Source organism: Yoonia vestfoldensis SKA53 (assembly GCF_000152785.1).
Taxonomy (GTDB): Bacteria; Pseudomonadota; Alphaproteobacteria; order Rhodobacterales; family Rhodobacteraceae; genus Yoonia; species Yoonia vestfoldensis_A.
Window position 1 is genome coordinate 771,472 of record NZ_CH672414.1, and the last position, 22,776, is coordinate 794,247.

Annotated in this window: 23 protein-coding genes; 10 read left to right on the forward strand and 13 right to left on the reverse strand. The window is 60.5% G+C overall.

Annotation, left to right across the window (positions count from 1 at the left end):
- From SKA53_RS03850 to SKA53_RS03860, 3 genes are all read left to right on the forward strand, one after another.
- Positions 1–939, forward strand: a 939-nt coding sequence (locus SKA53_RS03850; RefSeq protein ID WP_007204743.1) for a UDP-3-O-(3-hydroxymyristoyl)glucosamine N-acyltransferase, incomplete at its 5' end; no start/stop codon positions are given.
- A gap of 64 nt (positions 940–1,003) precedes the next feature.
- Positions 1,004–1,264 carry an acyl carrier protein gene (locus tag SKA53_RS03855; RefSeq protein WP_007204744.1) on the forward strand — a complete coding sequence of 87 codons (261 nt, stop codon included), beginning with the start codon at positions 1,004–1,006 and terminating at the stop codon, positions 1,262–1,264.
- A complete protein-coding gene (locus SKA53_RS03860; protein WP_007204745.1) occupies positions 1,264–2,475 on the forward strand; it encodes a beta-ketoacyl-[acyl-carrier-protein] synthase family protein in 1,212 nt (403 codons plus the stop codon). The genes SKA53_RS03855 and SKA53_RS03860 overlap by 1 nt, the downstream gene beginning before the upstream one ends.
- On the opposite strand, the gene SKA53_RS03865 is transcribed toward SKA53_RS03860, so the two are convergent.
- From SKA53_RS03865 to SKA53_RS15645, 5 genes are all read right to left on the reverse strand, one after another.
- Entirely contained in the window at positions 2,472–3,056 is a 585-nt protein-coding gene (locus tag SKA53_RS03865; protein ID WP_007204746.1) for an invasion associated locus B family protein, read from the reverse strand. The genes SKA53_RS03860 and SKA53_RS03865 overlap by 4 nt on opposite strands.
- Before the next feature lie 413 nt (positions 3,057–3,469).
- On the reverse strand, positions 3,470–4,771 hold the full coding sequence (locus tag SKA53_RS03875) for an HlyC/CorC family transporter (RefSeq protein WP_007204747.1): 1,302 nt from the start codon (positions 4,769–4,771) through the stop codon (positions 3,470–3,472).
- A gap of 50 nt (positions 4,772–4,821) precedes the next feature.
- Entirely contained in the window at positions 4,822–5,742 is a 921-nt protein-coding gene (locus SKA53_RS03880; protein WP_007204748.1) for a site-specific tyrosine recombinase XerD, read from the reverse strand.
- Positions 5,743–5,759: 17 nt separating this feature from the next.
- A complete protein-coding gene (locus SKA53_RS03885) occupies positions 5,760–7,283 on the reverse strand; it encodes a hypothetical protein (protein ID WP_007204749.1) in 1,524 nt (507 codons plus the stop codon).
- A complete protein-coding gene (locus SKA53_RS15645) occupies positions 7,270–7,410 on the reverse strand; it encodes a hypothetical protein (RefSeq protein ID WP_207327978.1) in 141 nt (46 codons plus the stop codon). The genes SKA53_RS03885 and SKA53_RS15645 overlap by 14 nt, the downstream gene beginning before the upstream one ends.
- 162 nt (positions 7,411–7,572) lie before the next feature.
- Between SKA53_RS15645 and SKA53_RS03890 the strand changes: the two genes are divergently transcribed.
- Together SKA53_RS03890 and aroB are read left to right on the forward strand one after the other, a co-directional pair.
- Positions 7,573–8,130 (forward strand): shikimate kinase, encoded by a 558-nt coding sequence (locus SKA53_RS03890; protein ID WP_007204751.1) that lies wholly within the window; start codon positions 7,573–7,575, stop codon positions 8,128–8,130.
- Complete coding sequence (aroB, locus tag SKA53_RS03895; RefSeq protein ID WP_007204752.1) at positions 8,130–9,242, forward strand: 3-dehydroquinate synthase; 1,113 nt, start codon at positions 8,130–8,132, stop codon at positions 9,240–9,242. The genes SKA53_RS03890 and aroB overlap by 1 nt, the downstream gene beginning before the upstream one ends.
- 54 nt (positions 9,243–9,296) lie before the next feature.
- Here aroB and SKA53_RS03900 read toward each other — a convergent pair whose 3' ends face one another.
- From SKA53_RS03900 to miaA, 8 genes are all read right to left on the reverse strand, one after another.
- Positions 9,297–9,608: a hypothetical protein gene (locus SKA53_RS03900; protein ID WP_007204753.1), complete on the reverse strand. Its 312-nt coding sequence runs from the start codon at positions 9,606–9,608 to the stop codon at positions 9,297–9,299.
- Positions 9,609–9,614: 6 nt separating this feature from the next.
- Positions 9,615–10,112, reverse strand: coding sequence for a single-stranded DNA-binding protein (gene ssb, locus SKA53_RS03905; protein WP_007204754.1), 498 nt, complete (start codon positions 10,110–10,112; stop codon positions 9,615–9,617).
- Positions 10,113–10,193: 81 nt separating this feature from the next.
- The gene (locus SKA53_RS03910; RefSeq protein WP_007204755.1) at positions 10,194–12,275 is read right to left on the reverse strand and encodes a dipeptide ABC transporter ATP-binding protein; all 2,082 of its coding nucleotides are present in this window, start codon (positions 12,273–12,275) and stop codon (positions 10,194–10,196) included.
- Positions 12,276–12,363: 88 nt separating this feature from the next.
- Entirely contained in the window at positions 12,364–13,809 is a 1,446-nt protein-coding gene (locus tag SKA53_RS03915; RefSeq protein WP_007204756.1) for an ABC transporter permease, read from the reverse strand.
- A gap of 12 nt (positions 13,810–13,821) precedes the next feature.
- Complete coding sequence (locus SKA53_RS03920) at positions 13,822–14,868, reverse strand: ABC transporter permease (RefSeq protein WP_007204757.1); 1,047 nt, start codon at positions 14,866–14,868, stop codon at positions 13,822–13,824.
- A gap of 80 nt (positions 14,869–14,948) precedes the next feature.
- Positions 14,949–16,607: an ABC transporter substrate-binding protein gene (locus SKA53_RS03925; protein ID WP_007204758.1), complete on the reverse strand. Its 1,659-nt coding sequence runs from the start codon at positions 16,605–16,607 to the stop codon at positions 14,949–14,951.
- A gap of 209 nt (positions 16,608–16,816) precedes the next feature.
- Positions 16,817–17,632 (reverse strand): AraC family transcriptional regulator, encoded by an 816-nt coding sequence (locus tag SKA53_RS03930; RefSeq protein WP_007204760.1) that lies wholly within the window; start codon positions 17,630–17,632, stop codon positions 16,817–16,819.
- A gap of 63 nt (positions 17,633–17,695) precedes the next feature.
- Positions 17,696–18,625 (reverse strand): tRNA (adenosine(37)-N6)-dimethylallyltransferase MiaA, encoded by a 930-nt coding sequence (gene miaA / locus SKA53_RS03935; protein WP_007204761.1) that lies wholly within the window; start codon positions 18,623–18,625, stop codon positions 17,696–17,698.
- Between the two features lie 57 nt (positions 18,626–18,682).
- Between miaA and pyrH the strand changes: the two genes are divergently transcribed.
- The 5 genes from pyrH (at position 18,683) to dxr (ending at position 22,773) form a co-directional block, all read left to right on the forward strand.
- Positions 18,683–19,408 carry a UMP kinase gene (gene pyrH / locus SKA53_RS03940; protein ID WP_007204762.1) on the forward strand — a complete coding sequence of 242 codons (726 nt, stop codon included), beginning with the start codon at positions 18,683–18,685 and terminating at the stop codon, positions 19,406–19,408.
- A 75-nt stretch (positions 19,409–19,483) separates the two neighbouring features.
- On the forward strand, positions 19,484–20,047 hold the full coding sequence (gene frr, locus SKA53_RS03945; RefSeq protein WP_007204763.1) for a ribosome recycling factor: 564 nt from the start codon (positions 19,484–19,486) through the stop codon (positions 20,045–20,047).
- Between the two features lie 22 nt (positions 20,048–20,069).
- Entirely contained in the window at positions 20,070–20,801 is a 732-nt protein-coding gene (gene uppS / locus SKA53_RS03950; RefSeq protein WP_007204764.1) for a polyprenyl diphosphate synthase, read from the forward strand.
- A 2-nt stretch (positions 20,802–20,803) separates the two neighbouring features.
- On the forward strand, positions 20,804–21,607 hold the full coding sequence (locus SKA53_RS03955; protein ID WP_007204765.1) for a phosphatidate cytidylyltransferase: 804 nt from the start codon (positions 20,804–20,806) through the stop codon (positions 21,605–21,607).
- A complete protein-coding gene (dxr, locus tag SKA53_RS03960; protein ID WP_007204766.1) occupies positions 21,604–22,773 on the forward strand; it encodes a 1-deoxy-D-xylulose-5-phosphate reductoisomerase in 1,170 nt (389 codons plus the stop codon). The genes SKA53_RS03955 and dxr overlap by 4 nt, the downstream gene beginning before the upstream one ends.
- Positions 22,774–22,776: the final 3 nt, after the last annotated feature.

Genomic DNA, 22,776 nt, shown 5'->3' on the forward strand with positions numbered 1-22,776 from the left:
ACGCCAGCCTATGGCGCGGCCTTGCAAACAGGGGCTGCGCGCGCTGCGATTGTCTGGCCAGATGCGGATTGGCAGGCGCTTGGCCTGCAAGCCGCGATCATCGCGCCGCGCGCGCGGTTGGCGATGGCGCGTTTGACACAATTGATGGACCAGACACCTGCACAGACAGGGATCAGCGCGCAGGCGCTGGTCGATCCGACAGCGATGGTTGCGGCGGATGCCAGCATCGGCGCGTTTTGTGTCGTGGGTGCGGGTGCGGTGATCGGGGCAGGGACGTGGATTGCCGATCAGGTCAGTATCGCGCCCGGTGTGGTGATCGGGGCTGGTTGCCGGATATATGCCGGCGTGCGGTTGCAGGCCGGCGTGCGCTTGGGCGACAGGGTGATCCTGCAACCCAATGTGGTGATCGGCGGCGACGGGTTTTCCTTTGTCACCGCAGAGCCATCGAATGTCGAAATCGCCCGCGAAACGCTGGGCGACGCAGCTTTGCAGGCCCCCGATGACCCGACATGGCACCGGATTCATTCGCTGGGCGGCGTGCTGATCGGGGATGATGTCGAGATCGGTGCAAGCTCTACCGTGGATGCGGGAACAATCCGTGCCACACAGGTCGGGCAGGGTACCAAGGTCGATAACCTTGTGCAGATCGGGCATAACGTGATCGTGGGCGCGCATTGTCTGCTCTGCGCGCAGGCGGGGGTTGCTGGCTCTACCGTGATTGGTGACCGTGTTGTCGTCGGCGGCAAGGCGGGCATCGCGGACAACCTGAAGATCGGCAATGATGTGGTGCTGGGCGGCGGGTCCGTGGTGCTGTCACATGTGCCGGCAGGGCGCGTGATGATGGGCTATCCGGCGACGAAAATGCAGCTGCATATCGACAGCTACAAGGCGCTGCGCCGCCTGCCCAGGCTGTTACGCGACATTGCAACACGTCAATAAGTTGTTTCATTGACGCGCGACATTGCCTAAATGAGCAGCGACAGCCAGAAACGGAGTTCACCCCATGACGACCGATGACCGGATCATCGCCATCATCGCCGAACAGGCCATGCTGGAACCCGGAGATGTGACGCTGGATGCCTCGCTTGCCGATCTGGGGATCGATTCTCTGGGTTTGGTCGAATGTATCTTTGCGATCGAGGAAGGGTTCGACATCACGGTCCCGTTCAACGCCAATGACCCAACCGCCAGCGATTTTGACATCTCCTCGGTGGGGGCGATCATCGCGGCGGTCAAACAATTGCAAACAGACCAGGCAGGCTGATGGCGCGGGTCGTCATTACCGGCGCAGGGACGATCAACCCGATTGGCGGCGATGTGCCGTCCACCTTTGCCGCGATGCGCGAAGGGCGCTGCGGCATCGGCCCGCTGGACATTCCCGATGTGGAACGGCTGGCGATCCAGATCGGTGGGCAGATCAAGGGCTATGCCGAAACAGACCATTTCAACCGCCAGCAGATCGCGCTTTATGACCGGTTCACGCAATTTACCTTGCTCGCGGCTCGCCAAGCGGTGGGCCAATCGGGCCTGAAATTCACCGGCGCCTTGGCTGACCAATCTGGCGTGATCTTTGGCACTTCGGGTGGCGGGCTGAATACGCAGGACGAAAATTACCGCGCTGTTTACGAAGAAGGCAAAAACCGCGTGCATCCGTTCATCGTGCCCAAGCTGATGAACAATGCCGCCGCCAGCCATGTGTCGATGGAATGGAACCTGCGGGGGCCGACCTTTACCGTGGCCACGGCCTGTGCGTCATCCAACCATGCGATGGGGCAGGCGTTCAACATGATCCGCTGCGGTATGACCAAGGTCATGGTGACCGGCGGGTCAGAGGCGATGCTGTGTTTCGGCGGGATCAAGGCCTGGGAAGGGTTGCGCGTGATGTCCAAGGACGGGTGCCGTCCGTTTTCAGCCACGCGCAACGGCATGGTGCAGGGCGAAGGTGCGGGTGTTTTCGTATTCGAGGATTATGATCACGCCCGCGCGCGCGGTGCTGATATCCTGTGCGAAGTGATCGGTTTTGCGATGACATCGGATGCATCCGACATCGTGATGCCCAGCAAACAAGGGGCGGCGCGCGCCATTGCGGGGGCGGTCAGGGATGCGGGCGTGCCGCTGGATGCGGTGGGCTATATCAATGCGCATGGCACCGGCACCGCGGCCAATGACAAGACCGAATGTGCCGCTGTTGCCGATGTGTTTGGCGCGCATGCCGACAAGCTGATGATATCATCCACCAAATCCATGCACGGGCATCTGATCGGCGGGACAGGTGCGGTCGAACTGCTGGCCTGTATCATGGCGCTGCGCGACGGGGTGATTGCGCCGACCATCGGTTACGAAGAACCCGATCCCGAATGTGCGCTGGATGTGGTGCCAAATGTGGCGCGCGACGCCACAATCGACGTCGCGCTGTCCAATGCCTTTGCCTTTGGCGGGCTGAACGCGGTGATCGCGCTGCGCCGGTTCGCTTAGGGGATCACGGCCAGCGTGTCGAAACCGGCGGTAAAGCCTGCCAGCGACATGCTCAGCAAGAATTCCTCGTCCGGTGTTGCAGCCGGCACAAGGCGCAACGTGGCGGTTGATCCGGTTTTGAACGCATCAATATCGGTCTGGGTCAGGCCGATCCGCGCGACACAGCCGGCATCATTGCAAAAGCTGAACGGATAGCGGCGCGGTTCGCCTGCATCGACCGACAGCGTCAATTGCTGGGTCAATAGGGTCTCAAGTGGAGCGACGACATTTGCCCCTGCCACGGCCTGACCGCCTTCGGGCAGGCGGAACAGGTTGAATTCTGCCACGGGCGCGCCTTCGGCATTGGTCAGCAGCTGGTAAAGATTGCAGCGGTCATCCTGCCCTTCGGGCGCGCGAATACAGCGGACCTGCCAATCGCCCTGGGTGTCGGCGACATAAACCTCGCCCACCTGCGGGCCGACCGGTTCGCCCAGATCAAGCGCATCTGCGGCGGCTGGGGCGGTGGTATCATCCTGCGCCGTGGCCTGCGTGCCGATGGCCAGCAAGGCAACAAGGGTAAGGGCGGTGGTGGTCCTGCGCATGGGAATGATCCTGTTCTGTTTTGTCGCGATCTATCATGGCGCGCGGGGCGTGTCAGGGACAAAAACCGCATCAGTGGCGGGGTTCCGCCAGCGCCACCACGCGATACCACCGCATGAAAAAAGGGCCCGTTGCCGGACCCTTTATTTTTTCTCCCTGTCGGACTTGGCCGACGAATTGGACATACGCTACGCAATGGGCATGTCGCCGTCAACAGCTAATCCGACGCTTTTACATGGTGCTTGATTTGCAGGGGGGGGATGAAAAATGGCCGCACCCGAAGGCGCGGCCAGTCTAACAGGGAGAAGAGCAAGACCAGAAACCTGAGCTTGCCGATCCTCTATGGCAGGTAAAAGTTAACAATGTATTTTACCGACCACAAAATGCGACAGGCCGCGCACCACGGTCTGTTTGTCTAAAGCTTGCGGATCTTCAACGTAGCCAGCCGGTTTTCTTCTTTGGTCAGCACTTCGAAACGAAAGCCGTGAAAGGAAAACACCTGTCCGACCACGGGGATCATCTGTGCCTCGTGGATCACCAGACCCGCAACGGTGTTGGCCTCGTCGTCGGGCAATTGCCAGTCATGTGCGCGATTGAGATCGCGGATCGTGATGCCGCCATCGACGATATAAGCACCATCCGCCGTTGCCGCGATCTGGTCGGGTTCGTATTCGTCGAATTCATCCGCGATTTCGCCTACGATTTCCTCGAGAATGTCTTCGAGCGTGATCAAGCCCTCTAGGCCGCCATATTCATCAACCACCAGCGCGAAATGCGTTTTGCGCTTGAGGAAATTGCGCATCTGGTCGCCCAGCGTCGTCGTTTCGGGGACGAAATAGGGCGGCATCGCAACTTTCATCACGTCAAAGACCGCCAGACCCTGTCCGTCCACTTCGCCACCGCTGAGCAATTTATGCATCGCGCGCAACAGATCCTTGGCGTGGATCACGCCGACGATGTTTTCGGGGTTGTCCCGATAGAGCGGCAGACGGGTATGCTGGCTTTGCAAGATCTGCGCGAGAATATCTTGCGCGGGCAGAGCAGCATCGACCATTTCGATGCCAGAGCGGTGCAACATGACCTCTTCCACGGTGCGTTCGTTCAGGTCCAGTGCGCCCAGAATCCGGTCGCGGTCTTCTTTCTCGACCCAGCCTTCGGCATGGCCCAGATGCAAGGCGCCGGCGATTTCCTCGCGCACGGCAAGGATGTTGCTATCAGGATCTGTGCGCACGCCAAATAAATACAGAACACCGCGCACCAAAAACCGCACTGCGGTCACGGCAGGCGCAAAGACCAGCACGATCACGCCGATCGGGCGCGCCACGGCCGAGGCGACCTTTTCAGGGTTGGTGATGGCAAACGTCTTGGGCAGCACTTCGGCAAAGATCAGCACCAGCAGCGTCATGATCAGCGTGGCGGCGGCAACACCGTTCTGGCCAAAGACCTTGGTCAGGATCGCGGTCGCCAGCGATGTCGCCAGAATGTTGACGACGTTATTGCCCAAAAGGACCGACCCGATCAGACGTTCGTTATCCTCGGTCACCTTCAGCGCGCGTTGCGCACCCTTGGACCCTTTGTCGGCGGCGGATCGCAGCTTGCCGCGTGACGCGGCGGTGAGTGCGGTTTCAGAGCCGGAGAAAAAGCCGGACAGGATAAGCAAAACAACAATGGCCGCTGCCGTGGCCCAGAAAGTTGCGTCGAGTGTCGAGGGTTCCATTTCACGCTTTCAGATGGTTCAGCCCTATATTGCCTGCGCAAGCCGCCGCTTCAAGACTTGGTCGGCTTGGCAAGCGGATGGTGTTGCAAAACAAGATCAGTCAGGCGCTGGTCCAGCACATGGGTGTAAATCTCGGTCGTAGCGATATCGGCATGGCCCAGCATGGTCTGGATCGACCGCAGATCAGCGCCCCCCGCCAGTAAATGGGTGGCAAAAGCATGGCGCAGCACATGCGGCGTCACCCGTTCCGGCGACAGGCCCGCCGTTACGGCAAAGCCCTTGATCAGTCCGAAAAAGGCGTGGCGCGTCAGATGGCCCGCCTTGCCATGCGATGGAAACAGGAATTTCGACGCAGGCTTGCCCGCCTTTTGCGCGACCTCTTGGGCGGCATCACGTGCGGCCAGCCATGCGGCCATGGCGGCGCGGGCAGGCGGCGACAGCGGCACCAGCCGTTCCTTGCCGCCTTTGCCGCGCACCAGCAGCATCCGGGGATCGCCGCGCGCCGCGGAAACCGGCAGGCTGACCAATTCGCTCACCCGCATCCCCGTCGCATAAAGCAGTTCCATCAGGCAGCCATTGCGTAACCCGTCCCGCGGGCTGGCACGGGCGGCATCAAGCAGGCGGTCCACCTCGGCCAGATCCAGAGTTTTGGGCAGGCGTTGGGCGCGACCCGGGCCTTTGATTTGCAAGGCAGGATTGTCGGCGCGCCAGCCTTCGTCATAGGCAAAGCGGAACAATTGCTTGATCGCCGACAACCGGCGCGCGCGGGTGGATTTGGCCAGACCATCGGCCGCGCAATCAATCAGATAGCTTTCGATCTGGTCCTGCGTCACCTGCATGAAATGCAGGCCGCGGCTGGCCAGCCATTCGGCAAAGCCCTGCAGGTCGCGCGCATAGGCCAGCTGGGTGTTGGTGGCTGCGTCCAGCTCGGCGGCTTGGGCTTGCAAAAAGGTCTGCACCCAGCGTGCCATATTGCCGGGGCCTTGCGTCACGTCGCGCGGTCCAGGATCATCAGTTCCAGCGATGTGCGTCGCGCGACGTCATCCAGATCGAGCAGCAAGAACAGCGCCAATGCGTCGGTCAGCGACCGGGCTTCGCCTGCGAACCCTTCGTTGAACAAGGTGATGGCGCGCAGCATTGCCTCGCCGGTTTTGCCGTTGGCGACAAGGTTTTGCAATTCGACCGGGGCAGGCGCACCCGCGAATGCCGCCTGAATGGCCAGCGCGCGGGGGGCGCTTGTCGGCACGTCCTGCGGGCGGCCCAATGCAATGGCGATCAGAAATGGGTCAAAGCTGTCGCCCCCCGCTGCGGCCAACTTTTCGGCGACGGTGCGATACTGCTCGGACAAAAGCCCGGCGCGGTTGGCGATGTCATCAGCTTCGCCGCGCAGCTCCATATTTTGCAGGGCAGCGCTATAGAGCTTGGCAAAAGGCACTTCGGTGCGCGCCTGTTTCATCGCGTCCCACGCGGCAGGCAAGTGTTGTGAGACCGCCTGCGGATCGCCCGCGCTGATCGCGGCATCAAGCCGGATGATGGCAGCCGCCCGGTCCCAGATGCCGCCCGATGCAGCGGGCCTGCGCGCGGTATAGAAATTCTGCAACACGTTTTCTGGCACAGCGCCGTGGCGGGCCAGCCTTTCGGCGGCTTCCAGTTGGGCTTTCCATGCATTGTTGCCGCGCAGGTCCGCATGGGCAAAGGCCAAGGGCAGGCCGCGTGTGATCAAGGGCTCGCCGAAGGCTTCGAACAGGCGAAAGGTCAGCGGGGTGACATTGGACGGGGCGGCCAGCGGGGGCGCGCCTTCGAATAATTCTGGGTCAAGAAACCGTGCCAGCATATCGGCCTCTGACAAGGTGATATCGCCAAGCACGCGGTGCGTGTTCAGTGACAGGACCGCAACCGGCCATTGGCCACTGCGCGCAAGGCAAAAGATCCGCGCCGCATTCGTAGGGGATAGATCGGGTCTGGCGTTCATCACGCGACAGGCCGCATCTTCGGTGCCGGTCAAGAGCGACAGATCGAACCAGCGTTGAAATACCGGCGGCGTATCCGGCGTTGCCAGTTCGATCAGAGACTTGGCCTGTTCCACCGCCCCCAGCTCGACCAACCGGTCGACGCGGGCCAGAAACAGCGCCCCATCCGGCCCCGCACCCAGGGGCGGGTCGGCACGCGCTTGCATCAAGACTTTGACGAACGCCACGATCGCCGGCAACGAATCGCGCCGGTCGGCACGGAGCAGCGCGACAATGTCCTGCTCATTGCTGGCGGACCAGATATTATGCGGCAGGCCGGTGACATCCGATGGCAACAGGCCGACAGGGTCCTTGGACAGCCGGTCCAGCGGCATGACCGCGATATCGGGCGGCAACGCGCTTTGCACGACGGGTGGTTCATCGGGATTGACCGCGTTCACGGCCTCTTGCGACAGCCAGTCGATCGAGGACAGCGGATCGCGGGCAGCCGCCGGACCTGTCGTCAGCACCGCAAGGGCAAGAACCGCGCTAGTTTGCGTCAAGCGTGACAGGGCGCGTTACCTCCTGTGCCGGGGCTGCGAAATCCGACGGGAACACGACAGGGCCAATATAGGCATAGCCGACAAATCCGACCGCCAGAAGAATGATCAAAAAGATCAATAATTTCAAAAACCGCCACATTGCCCGCCCCGTTCTGCCATCGCTGATAAGTGGTCTGTGCGCCACATTCTGCGCTGTTTATATATGGTCTTTCGGGCAATATCACGCCATTCATTCACAAAACTTTTCAAGTCGGCAGGCGATGGCCGATCACAGCACGAAAGGAACGGCATGGCATCGGCGGCGGCATATCGGCTGAAGCGTTCCGTGGTGCTGGTGGGCATGATGGGGTCGGGCAAGACCGCGATTGGGCGGTCGCTTGCGTCGACATTGCATGTGCCATTCGTGGACAGCGACACCGCAATCGAAGAAGCCGCAGCGCTTAGCATCGCGGAAATCTTTGCCCGCGATGGCGAAGCGTTCTTTCGCCGCCGTGAAACCGAGGTGCTGCGCCGCTTGTTGGCGGGCGGCGCGCAGATCATTTCGACCGGTGGCGGCGCTTTTCTGGCGGCTGAAAACCGCGACATGATTGCGCGCGATGCCATTGCTGTCTGGCTCGATGCCGATCTGAACACATTGTGGGAACGTGTCCGGCACAAGGACACGCGCCCCTTGTTGCGGACGCCTGACCCCAAAGGAACATTGACACGCTTGCTGGACCAGCGCCGTGATGTCTATGCGCTGGCCGGGCTGCGGCTGCCTGTGGGCATTCACGCCTCGATCGACGACACGACGCAAGACGCGCTGCGTCTGCTGGCCACGCGCCCCGATTTTCTGGAGACGATCTGATGCAAACCAAAGTCCATGTCGATCTGCCCGGTCGGGCCTATGACATCCATATAGGCCCCGGCCTGATCGCGGATGCGGGCGCGCATATTGCGGCCTTTGGCGGGCGGCGGCATATCTGCATCGTGACGGATGAAAACGTGGCCAGCTTGCATCTGCCAGCCCTGCAAGGCGCGCTGGCAGCAGCGGGGCTGACATCGGATGCGCTGGTGCTGCCAGCGGGCGAGGCCACGAAATGCTGGGCGCAGCTGGAACGCGTGGTCGAATGGCTGCTGGCGCAAAAAGTCGAACGGCGCGATTGCATCATCGCCTTTGGCGGCGGGGTGATCGGCGATCTGGCGGGCTTTGCCGCTGCGATCCTGCGGCGCGGCGTGCGTTTCGTGCAGATGCCGACCAGCCTGCTGGCGCAGGTAGACAGTTCGGTTGGTGGCAAGACCGGCATCAATTCACCGCATGGCAAGAACCTTGTCGGTGCGTTTCACCAACCCGCGCTGGTGCTGGCTGATACCGATCTGTTAGGCACGCTGCCGCGCCGCGATTTTCTGGCGGGTTACGGCGAAGTGGTGAAATACGGGCTGTTGGGGGATGCGGATTTCTTTGACTGGCTGGAACAGGCCGCCCCCGGCATGGCGGCGGGTGATATGGCGGCGCGCGTGCGCGCTGTGACGCGGTCGTGCGAAATGAAGGCCGGGATCGTGCAGCGCGATGAAACCGAACAGGGCGAACGGGCTTTGCTGAACCTTGGCCATACGTTCTGTCATGCGCTGGAACAGGCGACCGGCTATTCCGACCGGCTGTTGCACGGCGAAGGCGTGGCCATCGGCTGCGTACTGGCGTTCGAACTGTCCGCGCGGCTGGGCCTGTGCAGCCAAGAGGACCCAAGTCGCGTGCGCGCGCATCTGCGCGACATGGGGATGAAGGTCGATATCGCCGATATTAAAGGCGATCTGCCCGATGCCGATGCGCTGCTGGACTTGATGGCGCAGGATAAAAAGGTGCAGGATGGCCAGCTGCGGTTCATTCTGGCGCGCGGGATCGGGCAGGCGTTCATCACCTCTGACGTGCCGCGCGATAAGGTGCGCGCGCTGTTGCAGGACGCGCTGTCGCCCCGCTGACGCCGCTATCTTCCAAGCAGAAATATCCCCGCCGGAGGCCGCGGCTCTGCCGCGTCAGCGATCCTCGCCGGTCAGAGAGATACCGTGCTTTTTGGCGAATACATAAAACAACGGCGCTTCCATGATCAACAGCGTGACAATGCTGAAAACCGCCCAATTGGCGGAAAACACCAGCATGTCAAAGGACAGGCCGCGCCCCCAGAACAGCGCGCCCGCGACCCCGACAGCCAGCACGCTCAGCACCAGATCGACGGTCATGATGCGCGCCAGTGTCTTTTCACGCAAGGACGGAAAAATCCCCAAATAGGCAACCCCAAGGATCGCGGCATTCAGGATCAGGATCTGTGTTTCCGGTGCAAATTGCATCAACGATCAGAACGGGATTTCGTCATCCATATCGCTGCCGCCCGATGGCGCGCCGCCGCCATAGCCACCGTCGTTATAGCTGCTACGCCCACCGCCGCCGCCACCGCTGCTGCCCGACCCGTAATCGCCGCCACCGGTGTTGCCGCCACCATCGCTGCGCCCGTCCAGCATGGTCAGCGTGCCACCCATCTGCACCACAACCTCGGTGGAATAGCGGTCGGCACCCGATTGGTCCTGCCATTTGCGGGTCTGCAACTTGCCCTCGATATAAACCTTGGAGCCTTTTTTCAGATATTGCTCGGCCACGCGCACAAGCCCTTCGGAAAAGAGCGCAACCGTGTGCCATTCGGTCTTTTCGCGGCGTTCACCGGTATTTTTGTCTTTCCACGTCTCGGATGTGGCGATGCGCAGGTTCGCCACCTTGCCGCCGTTTTGAAAGCTGCGGATTTCCGGGTCGGCGCCAAGATTGCCGATAAGAATGACTTTGTTGACTGATCCGGCCATGACGTGCCTCCTTCGATTCTATTGGCGCTTTTGTGACAGACACGGGGTGCCACAACAAGGTTAACGCTTGCTTGCGATCATTCATTCCGCCGCAATCTGGATCACCGGCTCCATCGCGGCCAGGGTGGCATCATCCAGATGGCATTTGATCTGGTGACCGGGGGCCAGCAGGCGCACAGGTGGGACCTGTGTGTCGCATAACCCCCCCGGCACCTGTGATTTCCAGCCACACCGGGTCTGGAACGGGCAACCGGGCGGCGGGTTCATCGCGGACGGAATTTCGCCTTCCAGCACGATATGCTTTTTGGTGACGCGCGTATCCGCGATCGGCACGGCTGATAGCAGCGCCTCTGTATAGGGGTGATAGGGGGGCGAAAACACCTGATCGGTGGTGCCAAGTTCGACCACATGGCCCAGATACATCACCATCACCCTATCGGCCAAATAGCGCACGATGGACAGATCGTGGCTGATGAACAGCAGCGTGGTGTTATGTTCGCGCTGAATATCCATCAACAGATCGGTGACCGCCGCCTGCACCGACACATCCAGCGCCGACACCGGTTCATCCGCCACCACGATCCGCGCATCCCCCGCAAAGGCACGCGCGATACCGACGCGCTGTTTTTGTCCGCCGGACAATTGGCGCGGCATCCGGTCGGCAAAGGCGCGCGGCAGTTTCACCAGATCCAGCAGCTCCAGCATCCGCGCGCGGCGCTCGGTATCGTTGGTGCCGATGCCAAAGATTTCCAGCGCGCGGATGATCTGGCGGCCCACGCTCATCGAGGGGTTCAGCGTGTCGAACGGGTTTTGAAACACCATCTGGATGTCGGCCACATTCTTGGTGCTGCGTTTTTCAATCGGCACATCGCCGATGGATATGTTGTCGAGCAGGATCTGCCCGTCGGTGGCGGTCTCCAACCCCATCAAGAGCTTGGCAAAGGTGGATTTGCCGCAGCCGGATTCCCCCACGATCGCCAGCGTTTCGCCCTCACGCGCCTCAAAGCTGAGGGTTTCATTGGCTTTCACAACCTTGCGGTCGCCGCCAAACAGGGCATTGGCAGCAACTTCGTAATATTTCTTGAGGTTTTCCATCTTCAACACGACCTGACCGGGGGCATGTTTGACCTTGGTCGCAGCGGCGGTGACAGGGGCGTTCCAGTCGATTTCGCGGTTGCGCAGACAGCGTGTCTGGTGCCGGTCGTCGCCGGCAACCCGCACCATCGGGATCATCTCCTGATCACAACGTCCGGGTTGAAAATAATCGCAGCGCGGGCCGAAATTACAGCCCTTGGGGCGTTCATGCGGCAGCGGGAAATTACCGGGGATCGCCACCAGCGGGCGGTCGTTCTTGTCGGCACCGGGCAGCGGGATCGACCGGAACAGCGCCTGCGTATAGGGGTGCTGCATGTCGTCGAACACATCCCCGATGCTGCCCCGCTCGACCGCCTCGCCCGAATACATCACGCAGATACGGTCGCAGGTTTCCAGCACGAGGCCAAGGTTGTGGCTGATGAACAGCATCGACGTGCCGTATTTGTGGCCAAGGTCCTTGACCAGCTGCACCACCGCCGCTTCGACCGTCACGTCAAGCGCTGTGGTCGGTTCATCAAGGATCAACAGCGACGGTTTCGACATCAGCGCCATGGCGATCACGATGCGCTGTTGCTGGCCGCCGGATAATTGGTGCGGATAACTGTTCAGGATGCGTTTGGGGTCGGGCAGCTTGACATCGGTCACAACCTCCAGCGCGCGGGCGTAAGCCTCTTTTTCGCTGACCTTGTCGTGGATCAGCGGGACCTCCATCAATTGCTTGCCGATCTTCATGGCGGGGTTCAGGGACGCCATCGGTTCTTGATAGATCATGGCAATCTTGCTGCCGCGGATCTCGCGCAGGCGGGCGGGGGACATGGTGTTCATCTCCTCGCCCTTGAACTTGATCGACCCGCCGACGATGCGCCCGTTGGCGCCAAGGTCCTGCATCACCCCCAAAGCCACGGTGGATTTGCCGCAACCGGATTCGCCGACCAACCCCAATGCCTCACCGGGCATGATGGTTGCCGAAAAATCCATCACCGCCGGAATCTCGCGCAGGCGGGTGAAAAAAGAGATCGACAAGCGGTCGATTTCAAGGATGGGTTCGGCTGTGGTCAGGTTGGCCAAATGTTTGGTCCTTTCGGTGGTGCCGTCCCGGGCTTGACCCGGGACCTCGTCTGAATTGTAGAGGTCCCGGGTCAGGCCCGGGACGGTGTCAGTCCTTCAGGCTTTCCTCGCGCAATCCATCCGCTAGCAGGTTCAACCCCAGAACAAGGCTCAACAGCGCCATGGCGGGTGGCAGGGCAGGGTGGATATAGATCAACAGCAATTTGCGGCCTTCGTTGATTGTCGTGCCCCAATCGGGGCTTTCGGATGACAGGCCCAGACCAAAGAAACCCAATGTCCCCAGCAGGATCGTGGTATACCCGATCCGCAGGCAGAAATCGACGATCAGCGGCCCGCGCGCATTGGGCAGGATTTCCCACAGCATGATATACCATGCCCCTTCGCCACGGGTCTGGGCGGCGGCGACATAATCGCGCGTGCGCAAATCCAGCGTCAGCCCCCGCACGATACGGAACACGGTGGGCGCGTTGACAAAGACGACCGAGACGAAGACCACCAGCACGGAAATATCGAATAAATCCGCCCATGCGGGCAAAAAGTCGATCACGGTGCCGCTTGCGTTGATCGCGGACAGATAAAGCCAACCTAGGCTACCCAGCACCGGCAGCATGATCGCGTTGCGCTTGGCCGGTTGCGTGTAATAGCGGGTATTGACCAGCACGCCGATAAAGATCAGCGGAAAAGCAAACAGGAACGCTGCCATATAAGACGGAATACCGGTCTGCACGATTTCCGGCGTGACCAGCAGGTAAAACAGCAAGATCACTGGAAAAGCCAGGATCAGGTTCGCCGCAAATGACAGCGCGGTGTCAAACTTGCCGCCGTAATAGCCCGCAGGCAGACCCAAAGTGATGCCAACCATAAAGGCAAAGATCGTCGCCAGCGGCGCGATAGCGATCACAAAGACTGACCCTGCCATGACACGGCTGAAAATATCGCGTGCAAGGTTGTCACCGCCTAGCAAGTAATGCGGGATCGCCCCTTCGGTTCCATCGGGGGCCACGACGCCGGGCAGGGCGTTTTTCAGCCCCGACACCTGGCGCAGATAATCATGCGTCACGATCATGTCGAAAATCCCGACGAAAACCGCGACATAGACCCAGAACAGCACCAGCGCGAGCCCGATCATCCCCACGGTGCTGTCAAACAGCTTGCCATAAAGCCCCAGCCGCCGCTTGAACCGGATCGACAGCGCAAAGGTCGCAACCAGCGCGATCCAGACCGGAAGCAGGCGGCGCGTGATCTCGCCCAAGATCCCCGCACTGCCATAGGGCATGACCAGCGGCACGGTGACATAGGCCAGCAGCAGCGCGACCAACGCCCAGACCAGATAGATCAGCGCAGTGTCCAGCGCGCCCAGTACCCCGCCGCGCCCTTGCAAGGTGCCATCAGGATTGGATTGCAAGGTGACAGCGGCGCTGCCCATCCGCAGGCCGGTCTGGACCACCAGCACGATGCCGCACAAGGCCGCCGTGATCGCCAGCGCCGGGTTCAGAAAAGCGCCAAGGCCGCCGGTCCATGATAAGGGGTCCATCAATGTCTTCCTTTAGGCAATACGGATGCGCGGGTTCAAAAACACATAGCCGATGTCGGAAATCAGCTGTGTGGTCAGCACCACGAATACCGAAACAATAGAGACACCCAGCAGCAGCTCGATGTCGTTGTTGCTGGCCGCCTGCACCAGCGTCCAGCCGAACCCTTTGTAATTGAACAGGGTCTCGACAATCACGACACCGTTCAGAAGGAACGGGAATTGCAGCATGATCACCGTAAAAGGGGCGATCAGCGCGTTGCGCAGCGCATGGCGCAGCACGATCTGCGAAAAGGCCACGCCTTTCAGGCGGGCGGTACGGATATATTGCGCGGTCATCACCTCGGTCATGCTGGCGCGTGTCATTCGCGCAATGTACCCCATGCCGTAAAGCGCGATGGTCAGGACCGGCAGAAAGAAATTCTCGAAATTGGCATCATCCATCGCGGCTGTCGCCGTGCCTTTGAACCATTGCATCCCAAAAGTCGCTGTCCCGAATACCGAGATGAACACGACGCCCGACACATATTCCGGTGTCGCGGTGGACAGGATCGACACGGTCGACAGGCTGCGGTCGGTGCGTGAGCCTTCGTTCATCCCCGCCATCACACCGATGATCAAAGCACCCGGCACCATCACCAGCATGACCCAGAACATCAGCTTGCCGGTCAGGCCCAGACGGGTGGCGATGATGCTGCCTGCATCTTCGCGGAAGACAGTGGAATAGCCCCAATTGCCTTGCAAGATGCCGCAGAAACGGGCCGCATCCACGATGTCCTGCCCGCCTGTGGCGCAGCGCGCGCGCATTTGCCCGTCAGTGCCTGCGATCACATAGCCCGGCAATACGCCCAGCCATTGGCCGTATTTCACCGGCAAGGGCTGCAGATAGCCGTTATTGCCCAGATAGCTCAGCACGGCATCGTCGGACATGCGGAAATTGCCTTGGGTTTTGGCCAGCTTTTCCAGATTGGGGAAAAGGTTGGTCAGCCAGAACACAATGAATGTCAGGCAAAGCGCCGTCAGGACCATGATCCCGATGCGCCGCAAGATGAAAGATACCATATAGGTCCCTGTCGCTGAATGTGATCAAGGCTGCGCGTTGCAAAAAGAGCCACCCCTGTCAGGGTGGCCCCTTTGTCAGATCACGCCGCGATGCCGATCTTGTAGATATGCGGCAGGTAGGCGATGTTCATGTCCCAGCCGACGAAACCGGGCTTGGCATGCCGATAGATCGTGCGCCAATAAGGCTGCAAGGTCACACCCTCATCGGTCATGATTTCCTGTAGCCGTTGCATCACGACGCGGCGGCTGTCGGCATCGGGGATCGCGTTAGCCTCGGCCAGCAGGGCATCGAATTCGGCATTGGCAAAGCCGCTTTCGTTCCATGCTTCGCCCGACCGGTAAGCCAGACCCAATGTCTGCGTGTCGATGGGCCGGTGGTTCCAGTCGGTCGAGGAAAACGGATATTCCGTCCAGTCACCCCAGAATGTCGCCCCCGGAATGACCGTGCGCTTGACGTTGAAACCTGCATCGCGCAGCTGGGCGGCCACGGCATCGGTGGTGTTCTTGCGCCAATCATCGTCGATGGAAATCAGGTCCATCTCGAAATCGGCCATGCCGGCCTCTTGCAGCAGTTCGAGCGCGCGGGCGGGATCATGCGGCATCGCCGGCACATCGGCCCAGGCGGGGTGCATCGGGCCGACATGCTGGTTGCGCGCGACTTCACCGCGACCGGCATAGCCCAGTTCCAGACAGACCGCATTATCCACCGCCATGGCAATGGCTTGGCGGACGCGTTTGTCGGCATAGGGGCGCACACCGTCAATTTCGGCGCGCTGGTTGGGACGGATGCAGATCGTCGAAGACGACGCGACCGAGGATTCCTCGAACCCGATGCTGTTGAAGATATCGACGAAATCGCCGACCGTCTCATAGATGATATCAACCTCGTCAGCCGCCGCTGCTGCCACCCAAGCCGATGGGTCGGTGCCGTAATCGATATATTCGATCCGGTCGAGATAGGCGCCCTTGCCTGCGGCATAGCCCCACCAATCGTGGTTTTCATTGCGCACCAGCGTGGCCTTGATCCCGACTTCGACGGTTTCTGGCAGGTATGGCCCGGTGCCGACAGGATTTTCCAGCATCGTATCGGGGTTGAAACCGGCTGGCGTGATCGCGGCCGGATAATCCGACATGCCCGCAATCAGCGTGATGTCGGGGGCGGGCAGGTTGAGCTGCACGGTGTGATCGTCGATCACCTCGATCGCGCCGTCGAGTGCTTGACCGGTTTCTGGATTGATGATCGCGGAAAAACGCGCGGCCATGGAATTGCCTTCGACGGTGGTATCGCACCAGCCGGCGATATTGCGCGCCACATCCTGTGCGGTAAACGGCGTGCCGTCATTCCATGTCACGCCTTGCCGGACGTTCAGCACATAGGTGGTGGCATTGTCGTTCACATCCCAGCTTTCCAACAGCATCGGCTGGAAGGTGCCGTCATTGTTGTATTCCACCAGATATTCGAGCCAGCCTGCCGTCACATAGGTGATCTGCGGCCAGTCAAAGGCGCGCGGTTCCTTGACGGCGCGTACTTCCATCTGCATGCGCACGGTGCCGCCTTGCTGCATATGAGCGTTGGCGCGGGCAGGGGCCGCCAGCCCCAACAGGCCATAGGCAGCAGTGACGCTGACGCCAATGGCGGTCGTGCGCGCCATGAATTCACGGCGGCTGAGCTTGCCTGCCTTTTCGTCCTGGGCGTATTGCAACGCGATTGGATGCAGCGACTGATCGTGCTTGGTCATGGATCTCTCCTTGTGAAAGCGAGCGTGATTTAATTGGCACCGGCATGGACCGTGCCTGCTTTGTGCAAACCCCAATAAGGCGGGTTGGCGCCATAGCGCCGCATTTGACCCCGCGCGTCAACAGTGGCGTGGCAAATAAATTGACAAAAGCGACATTAATCGGTCACAAAAACGACATATGCCGCGTTTGACACTGCAGGATCAAGCTGTTAACGCGCCATGCTGCGTTCGTTGGCGCGCCGAAAATCTGTCGGCGTTTGCCCCGATTTTTCCTGAAAACTGCGGGTGAAATAGGCCGCGGAATGGAATCCGAGCGTTTCCGCGATCTGGTTGATCGGGATTTGCGTGTCGCGCAACAGCACGCAAGCCTCGTAATGGATGCGGTCATGCAGCAAGGCCAGCGCGGATCGCCCAGCGACCTGTTGGCAACAGCGTGCCAGATGCGTGGGCGTCACCCCCAGTTCGGCGGCATAGCTGCCAACCCCGCGATCAAGCTGGAAATCCCGCGCGATCAGTTGGGTATATCGCGCCACCAGCTTGGCTGCGGCACTGTCGCGGCGGCTGTCGTTGGGTGTGGCCACCTGCGCGCGCGCCTGCCTGTCCACAAAGATCGCCAGCAAGCCCAGCCACAAGGCCGCAGCCCGCGGGTGTCCGGCCGGTTGCAATTCGCGTTCGATCTGGTCGAAATATTGCGCTGCTTCCTTTTGCAACCAGACATCAAGCAGCCGCAGATGCACCGGATCAGCTGGCCAATTGGCGGTATCGGGCAGGGTCAGGACATGGCCATGCACGGTTGGGCCGACCTCGATGCCATACATGGTCTGTGGCGGCAGATAGATCAGGTTGTTGGGGCCATAACCATTGGTCAGGCCCGCGACTGTCACACGACCTTGCCCCTTGGTGATCAGGATCAGCCGCGCGGTCGGATGGCTGCGCATCGCCTCGGTCCGCCAGCGCATGGCGGGGCCTGCATGGGACAAAGACGTCAGCGCCAACGCTGACGGGACGTTTTGCATCAAGCTCATGAACGTTGCCTTAGGGTTGTATTTTAACCCAGAATGTCGCCACATAGACTACCGATCAATTGGTTAAGATTGTGATAATTTTACTGTTGCAAAAATATCGGCATGATCCGCGTCCAAATGATGCCAGGCTTTGTGCCTTGCGCGGAACCATGTGCGCTGGCGCTTGGCATATTGCCGTGAGGCGATAATTGCAGCGTCGCGGGCCTGTGGCAGTGATATCTGGCCTTGCAGATGGGCGATCAGGTCTGGCGCGCCGATCGCCTTGGCGGATTGATGCGCGGGGTTCCAGTGCGCCAGCATGGCACGCGCCTCGTCCAGCGCGCCGGTGTCCAGCATCGCATCGAACCGCCGCGCGATGCGGGCATCCAGCCAGTCCTTGGGCGCATCCAGCGTGATGGCGACCGTCCGGTCCAGCGCCAACAGCGGCGCAGGTGTCGCATCCTGCCAATCCGCAAGGCTGCGCCCGGTGGCACGCCACACCTCCCAAGCGCGCTGCACCCGCGCCCGGTTTTGCAGATCAATCCGGTCGCGGGTCGCGTCATCCAGTGCCGCGATCAGATCGGGCAGGGCGATCTGGTCCGCCTCGGCGCGGATCACGTCAGGCGTGGCGGGAATATCGGCCAGACCGCAAGTGAGCGCGTGAAAATTCAACCCCGTGCCACCCACGATAATCGGGCGCAGCGCACCTTGCAGCAATGGCGCCAGATCGCGCAGCCAATGCCCTACCGAATAGGGCGCATCAAAAGGAACATGGCCATAAAGCGCATGTGGCGCGCGCGCCAGATCATCGGCGGATGGCCGCGCTGTCAGCACCTGCCAGCCTGCGAAAACCTGCAAGGCATCGGCATTGATGATCACCCCGCCTTGCTGCGTGGCAATCTGCAGCGCCAAGGCGGATTTGCCGGATGCGGTCGGCCCCGCGATCAAAACGGGTGTATCGGGTGCGATGGTGATCATCTGCATCCTATACCGTCCTGACGCGACAAGCGCCATTGAACCCCGCCACGTTTTACGACATTTTGCGCCAAACCGGCGCGACAGGGGAATTGCATGACCGATACACCGAAAACCACCTATAAACGCGTCATGCTGAAAATCTCGGGCGAGGCGCTGATGGGCGACACCGCCTTTGGCCTGCATCCGCCCACCGTCCAGCGCATCGCACGCGAAGTCAAATCCGTGCATGACCTTGGGGTTGAAATTTGCATGGTCATTGGCGGCGGCAATATCTTTCGCGGGCTGCAAGGCTCTGCGCAGGGGATGGAACGCACCACCGCCGATTACATGGGCATGATCGCCACCGTGATGAACGCGCTGGCGATGCAATCGGCACTGGAAGAACTGGGCATCCATACCCGCGTGATTTCGGCCATCACAATGAACGAGGTGGCTGAACCCTATATCCGCCGCCGCGCGGTGCGGCATCTGGAAAAGAAACGCGTCTGCATCTTTGCCGCAGGCACCGGCAATCCGTATTTCACCACCGACACGGCGGCGACACTTCGCGCCAATGAAATGAATTGCGAGGCGATTTTCAAAGGCACCAAGGTTGATGGCGTCTATGACAAGGACCCTGTCAAACATGCCGATGCGGTGCGTTACGATGTCGTCAGCTATGACGAAGTCTTGCAAAAGCATCTGGGCGTGATGGATGCCAGCGCGATCGCACTTGCGCGCGACAACAACCTGCCTATCATCGTGTTTTCACTGGATGAACCGGGTGGTTTCAAGGGTATTCTGGCGGGCGAAGGCACCTATACTACCGTGCGCGATTAACGGCTGTCTATACAATCGGGCGGCATTGGCTTAGATGAAAACAACGCCCCCGCGTGACGAAGGAAGAACACGAGCATGTCTGACGATTTTGAACTTGATACCGACGATCTGGCCCGCCGCATGGACGGGGCCATCGCCAATTTGCGGGTGGAACTGGCGTCCCTGCGCACGGGGCGCGCGTCAGGCTCGATGCTGGAACCGATCATGGTCGATGCTTACGGATCGCCCACGCCGATCAATCAGGTCGGCACCGTCAACGTCCCCGAACCACGGATGGTCACCATCAACGTCTGGGACAAGGCTTTGGTCGGCAAGGTGGAAAAAGCTATTCGTGACAGCGGTTTGGGGATCAATCCTCAGTTGAATGGCACGATCATCATGCTGCCGATCCCCGAATTGAACGAAGAACGGCGCCGCGAATTGACCAAGGTTGCAGGCAATTATGCCGAACAGGCCCGCGTTTCCATTCGCAACCTGCGCCGCGATGGCATGGACCAGATCAAAAAGGCCAAGTCCGACGGTCTGTCCGAGGATGACCAGAAATTCTGGGAAACCACCGTGCAGGAAATCACCGACGCCCATACCAAACTGGTCGATGAAACGCTTGAAACCAAGCAAGCGGAAATCATGCAGGTCTAAGGACCACGCAGAAGGGGCCGGAATGCGCCACGACATGGACCAGACCACCAAAACCGGCCCCGCGCATGTCGCGATCATCATGGATGGCAATGGCCGCTGGGCGCAGCAACGCGGCAGGCCGCGTCTGTTTGGTCATCACGCAGGTGCGCGCCGTGTGCGCGAGGTTTTGCAATCCTGCCCTGAACACGGGGTCAAATACCTGACCTTGTTCGTTTTTTCGACCGAGAACTGGAAACGCACCCAGACCGAGGTTGCGGGCCTGATGCTGATGTTCCGCAAATATATCCAGCGTGAGGCGCGCGCCCTTGTGGATAACGGCGTGCGGGTACGGTTCATTGGCGACAGGATCAGGCTGGACGACAAGCTGGTCAGCCTGATGGATGAACTGGAACTGCTGACCGCGGGCAATGACCTGATACATCTGACGATCGCGCTGAATTACGGCGGCCGCGACGAGGTGACCCGCGCCGCAAAGCGCCTTGCCTACGAGATCGAAATGGGCCGGCTGAGCCATAAGGATGTCGATGCCGAAACGCTGTCGCGGTTTTTGGACACGCATGTCCTGCCCGACCCCGATCTTGTGATCCGCACCAGCGGCGAGGCGCGGATTTCCAATTTCCTGCTCTGGCAATCGGCCTATGCCGAATATGAATTCGTCGATACACTTTGGCCCGATTTCACGGCGGCCGAATTCGGCCGGGTGCTTGCAAGATACGGACAACGCGAACGCCGTTTCGGCGCAGTGCAGGCCTGAACATGACCGGCCAGCCGCCAAATCCCACGAAATGGGACGATCTGAGCATCCGCATCGCATCCAGCGTCGCGATGACATTTATCGGCGCTATCGGCGTGATCTTGGGCGATGTCTGGTTCCAGATGCTGGTCGTTTTCGTCAGCGCGGTCATGGTCTGGGAACTCTGGATGATGATCCGCCCCACCGAGCCGACCACGGGGATGTTGCTCGCGGCGCTTGTCGCATCGGTCATGTCGGGGCATTTGGCCTATGACAGCCAATGGGGGCTGCTGTTGTTTCTGGTGGCACCGCTGATCGGTGCCACGCAATTGCGCACCGAGATCAAGACATTCTTTGTTTTTGCATTGGGCATTCAGCTTGCGGGCTGGGGGCTGGTGCATTTCCGCGCTGATTACGGCTTTATCTGGTTGTTGTGGCTGATGTCGGTTGTGATCGTGACCGATGTCTTTGGCTATTTCGCGGGCAAGGCATTCGGCGGGCCGAAATTCTGGCCGCGCTACAGCCCCAAGAAAACATGGTCCGGCACCGCCGCTGGCTGGATCGGGGCGGCGCTGGTTGGTGCGGTCTTCATGATATTCACCGATGTCGGGCTGGTCATCGTGCCGATTTCCATGGCGCTGAGTTTTGCAGGACAAATGGGCGATATCGCCGAAAGTGCGTTGAAACGGCGGATGGGGGTCAAGGACAGTTCCACCCTGATCCCCGGCCATGGCGGCTTGTTCGACCGGTTCGATGCGCTGCTGGGCGGGGCCTTGTTCATGCTGCTGGTCGCTGATGTGTTCGATATCCCCGGAGTCGCGTTTTGAGGCGGATCACCCTGTTTGGTGCCACCGGATCGGTCGGCCAAAGCGCGGTTGATCTGATCGCGCGTGATCTTGATGCCTATCAGGTCGTGGCCTTGACAGGTGGGCGCAATATCCAAAAATTAGCAAGTGATGCCATTGCCTTGCGCGCCGAACTTGCAGTGACGTGCCATGACGATTGTTATGCCGCGCTGAAAGATGCGCTGGCGGGCACCGGCATCGCCGTGGCCGCAGGTGACGCTGCGATCAAACAGGCCGCGATGCGCCCCGTCGATTGGGCGCTGTCCGCGATTATCGGATCGGCAGGGCTGGTGCCGGGGATGATTGCGCTGGATCATGGCACGACGCTGGCCTTGGCGAACAAGGAATCCCTTGTTACGGCCGGGCCTGTGCTGATGGCGCGCGCGCGCGCTGCAGGGGCGACGATCCTGCCCGTGGACAGCGAACATTCTGCCGTGTTTCAGGCGCTGGTGGGCGAAGATATGGCTGCCGTTGAACGCATCATCATCACCGCCAGCGGTGGCGCATTCCGCGATTGGCCCAAGGACAAGCTGGCAAGCGCCACATTGGCGCAGGCGTCAAGCCACCCCAATTGGGACATGGGCCAGCGGATCACGATCGATTCCGCATCCATGTTCAATAAGGCGATGGAACTGATTGAAACAAAAGAATTCTTTGGCGTGCCCTCCAGCATGATCGAAGTGCTGGTGCACCGTGAAAGCCTGATCCACGCGCTGGTGGGCTTCAACGATGGCGCGCTGATGGCCCATGTCGGCCCGCCCGATATGCGCCATGCCATCGGTTACGCGCTGCATTGGCCAGACCGGCGGCATCTGCCGGTGGAACGGCTCGATCTGGCCAAGATCGGCTCGCTGAGCTTTCAGGCCCCCGATGAGGACCGCTATCCCGCGCTCGCGCTGGCGCGGCAGGTGATGGATACGGGCGGTCTGGCGGGGGCGGTGTTCAATGCGGCAAAGGAACGCGCGCTGGATGCTTTCATCGCAGGCCAGATCGGTTTCTTGCAAATGTCCGCTGTCGTTTCTGGCACGCTCGACAAAATGTCATCGGGTGGTGGGCTGCAAATCCAGGAGATGACCCTAGATGATGTGTTAGAGGCCGACAGGCTGGCCCGCATTTACGCGGGCGAAATCACGACACAGATAGGATGACGT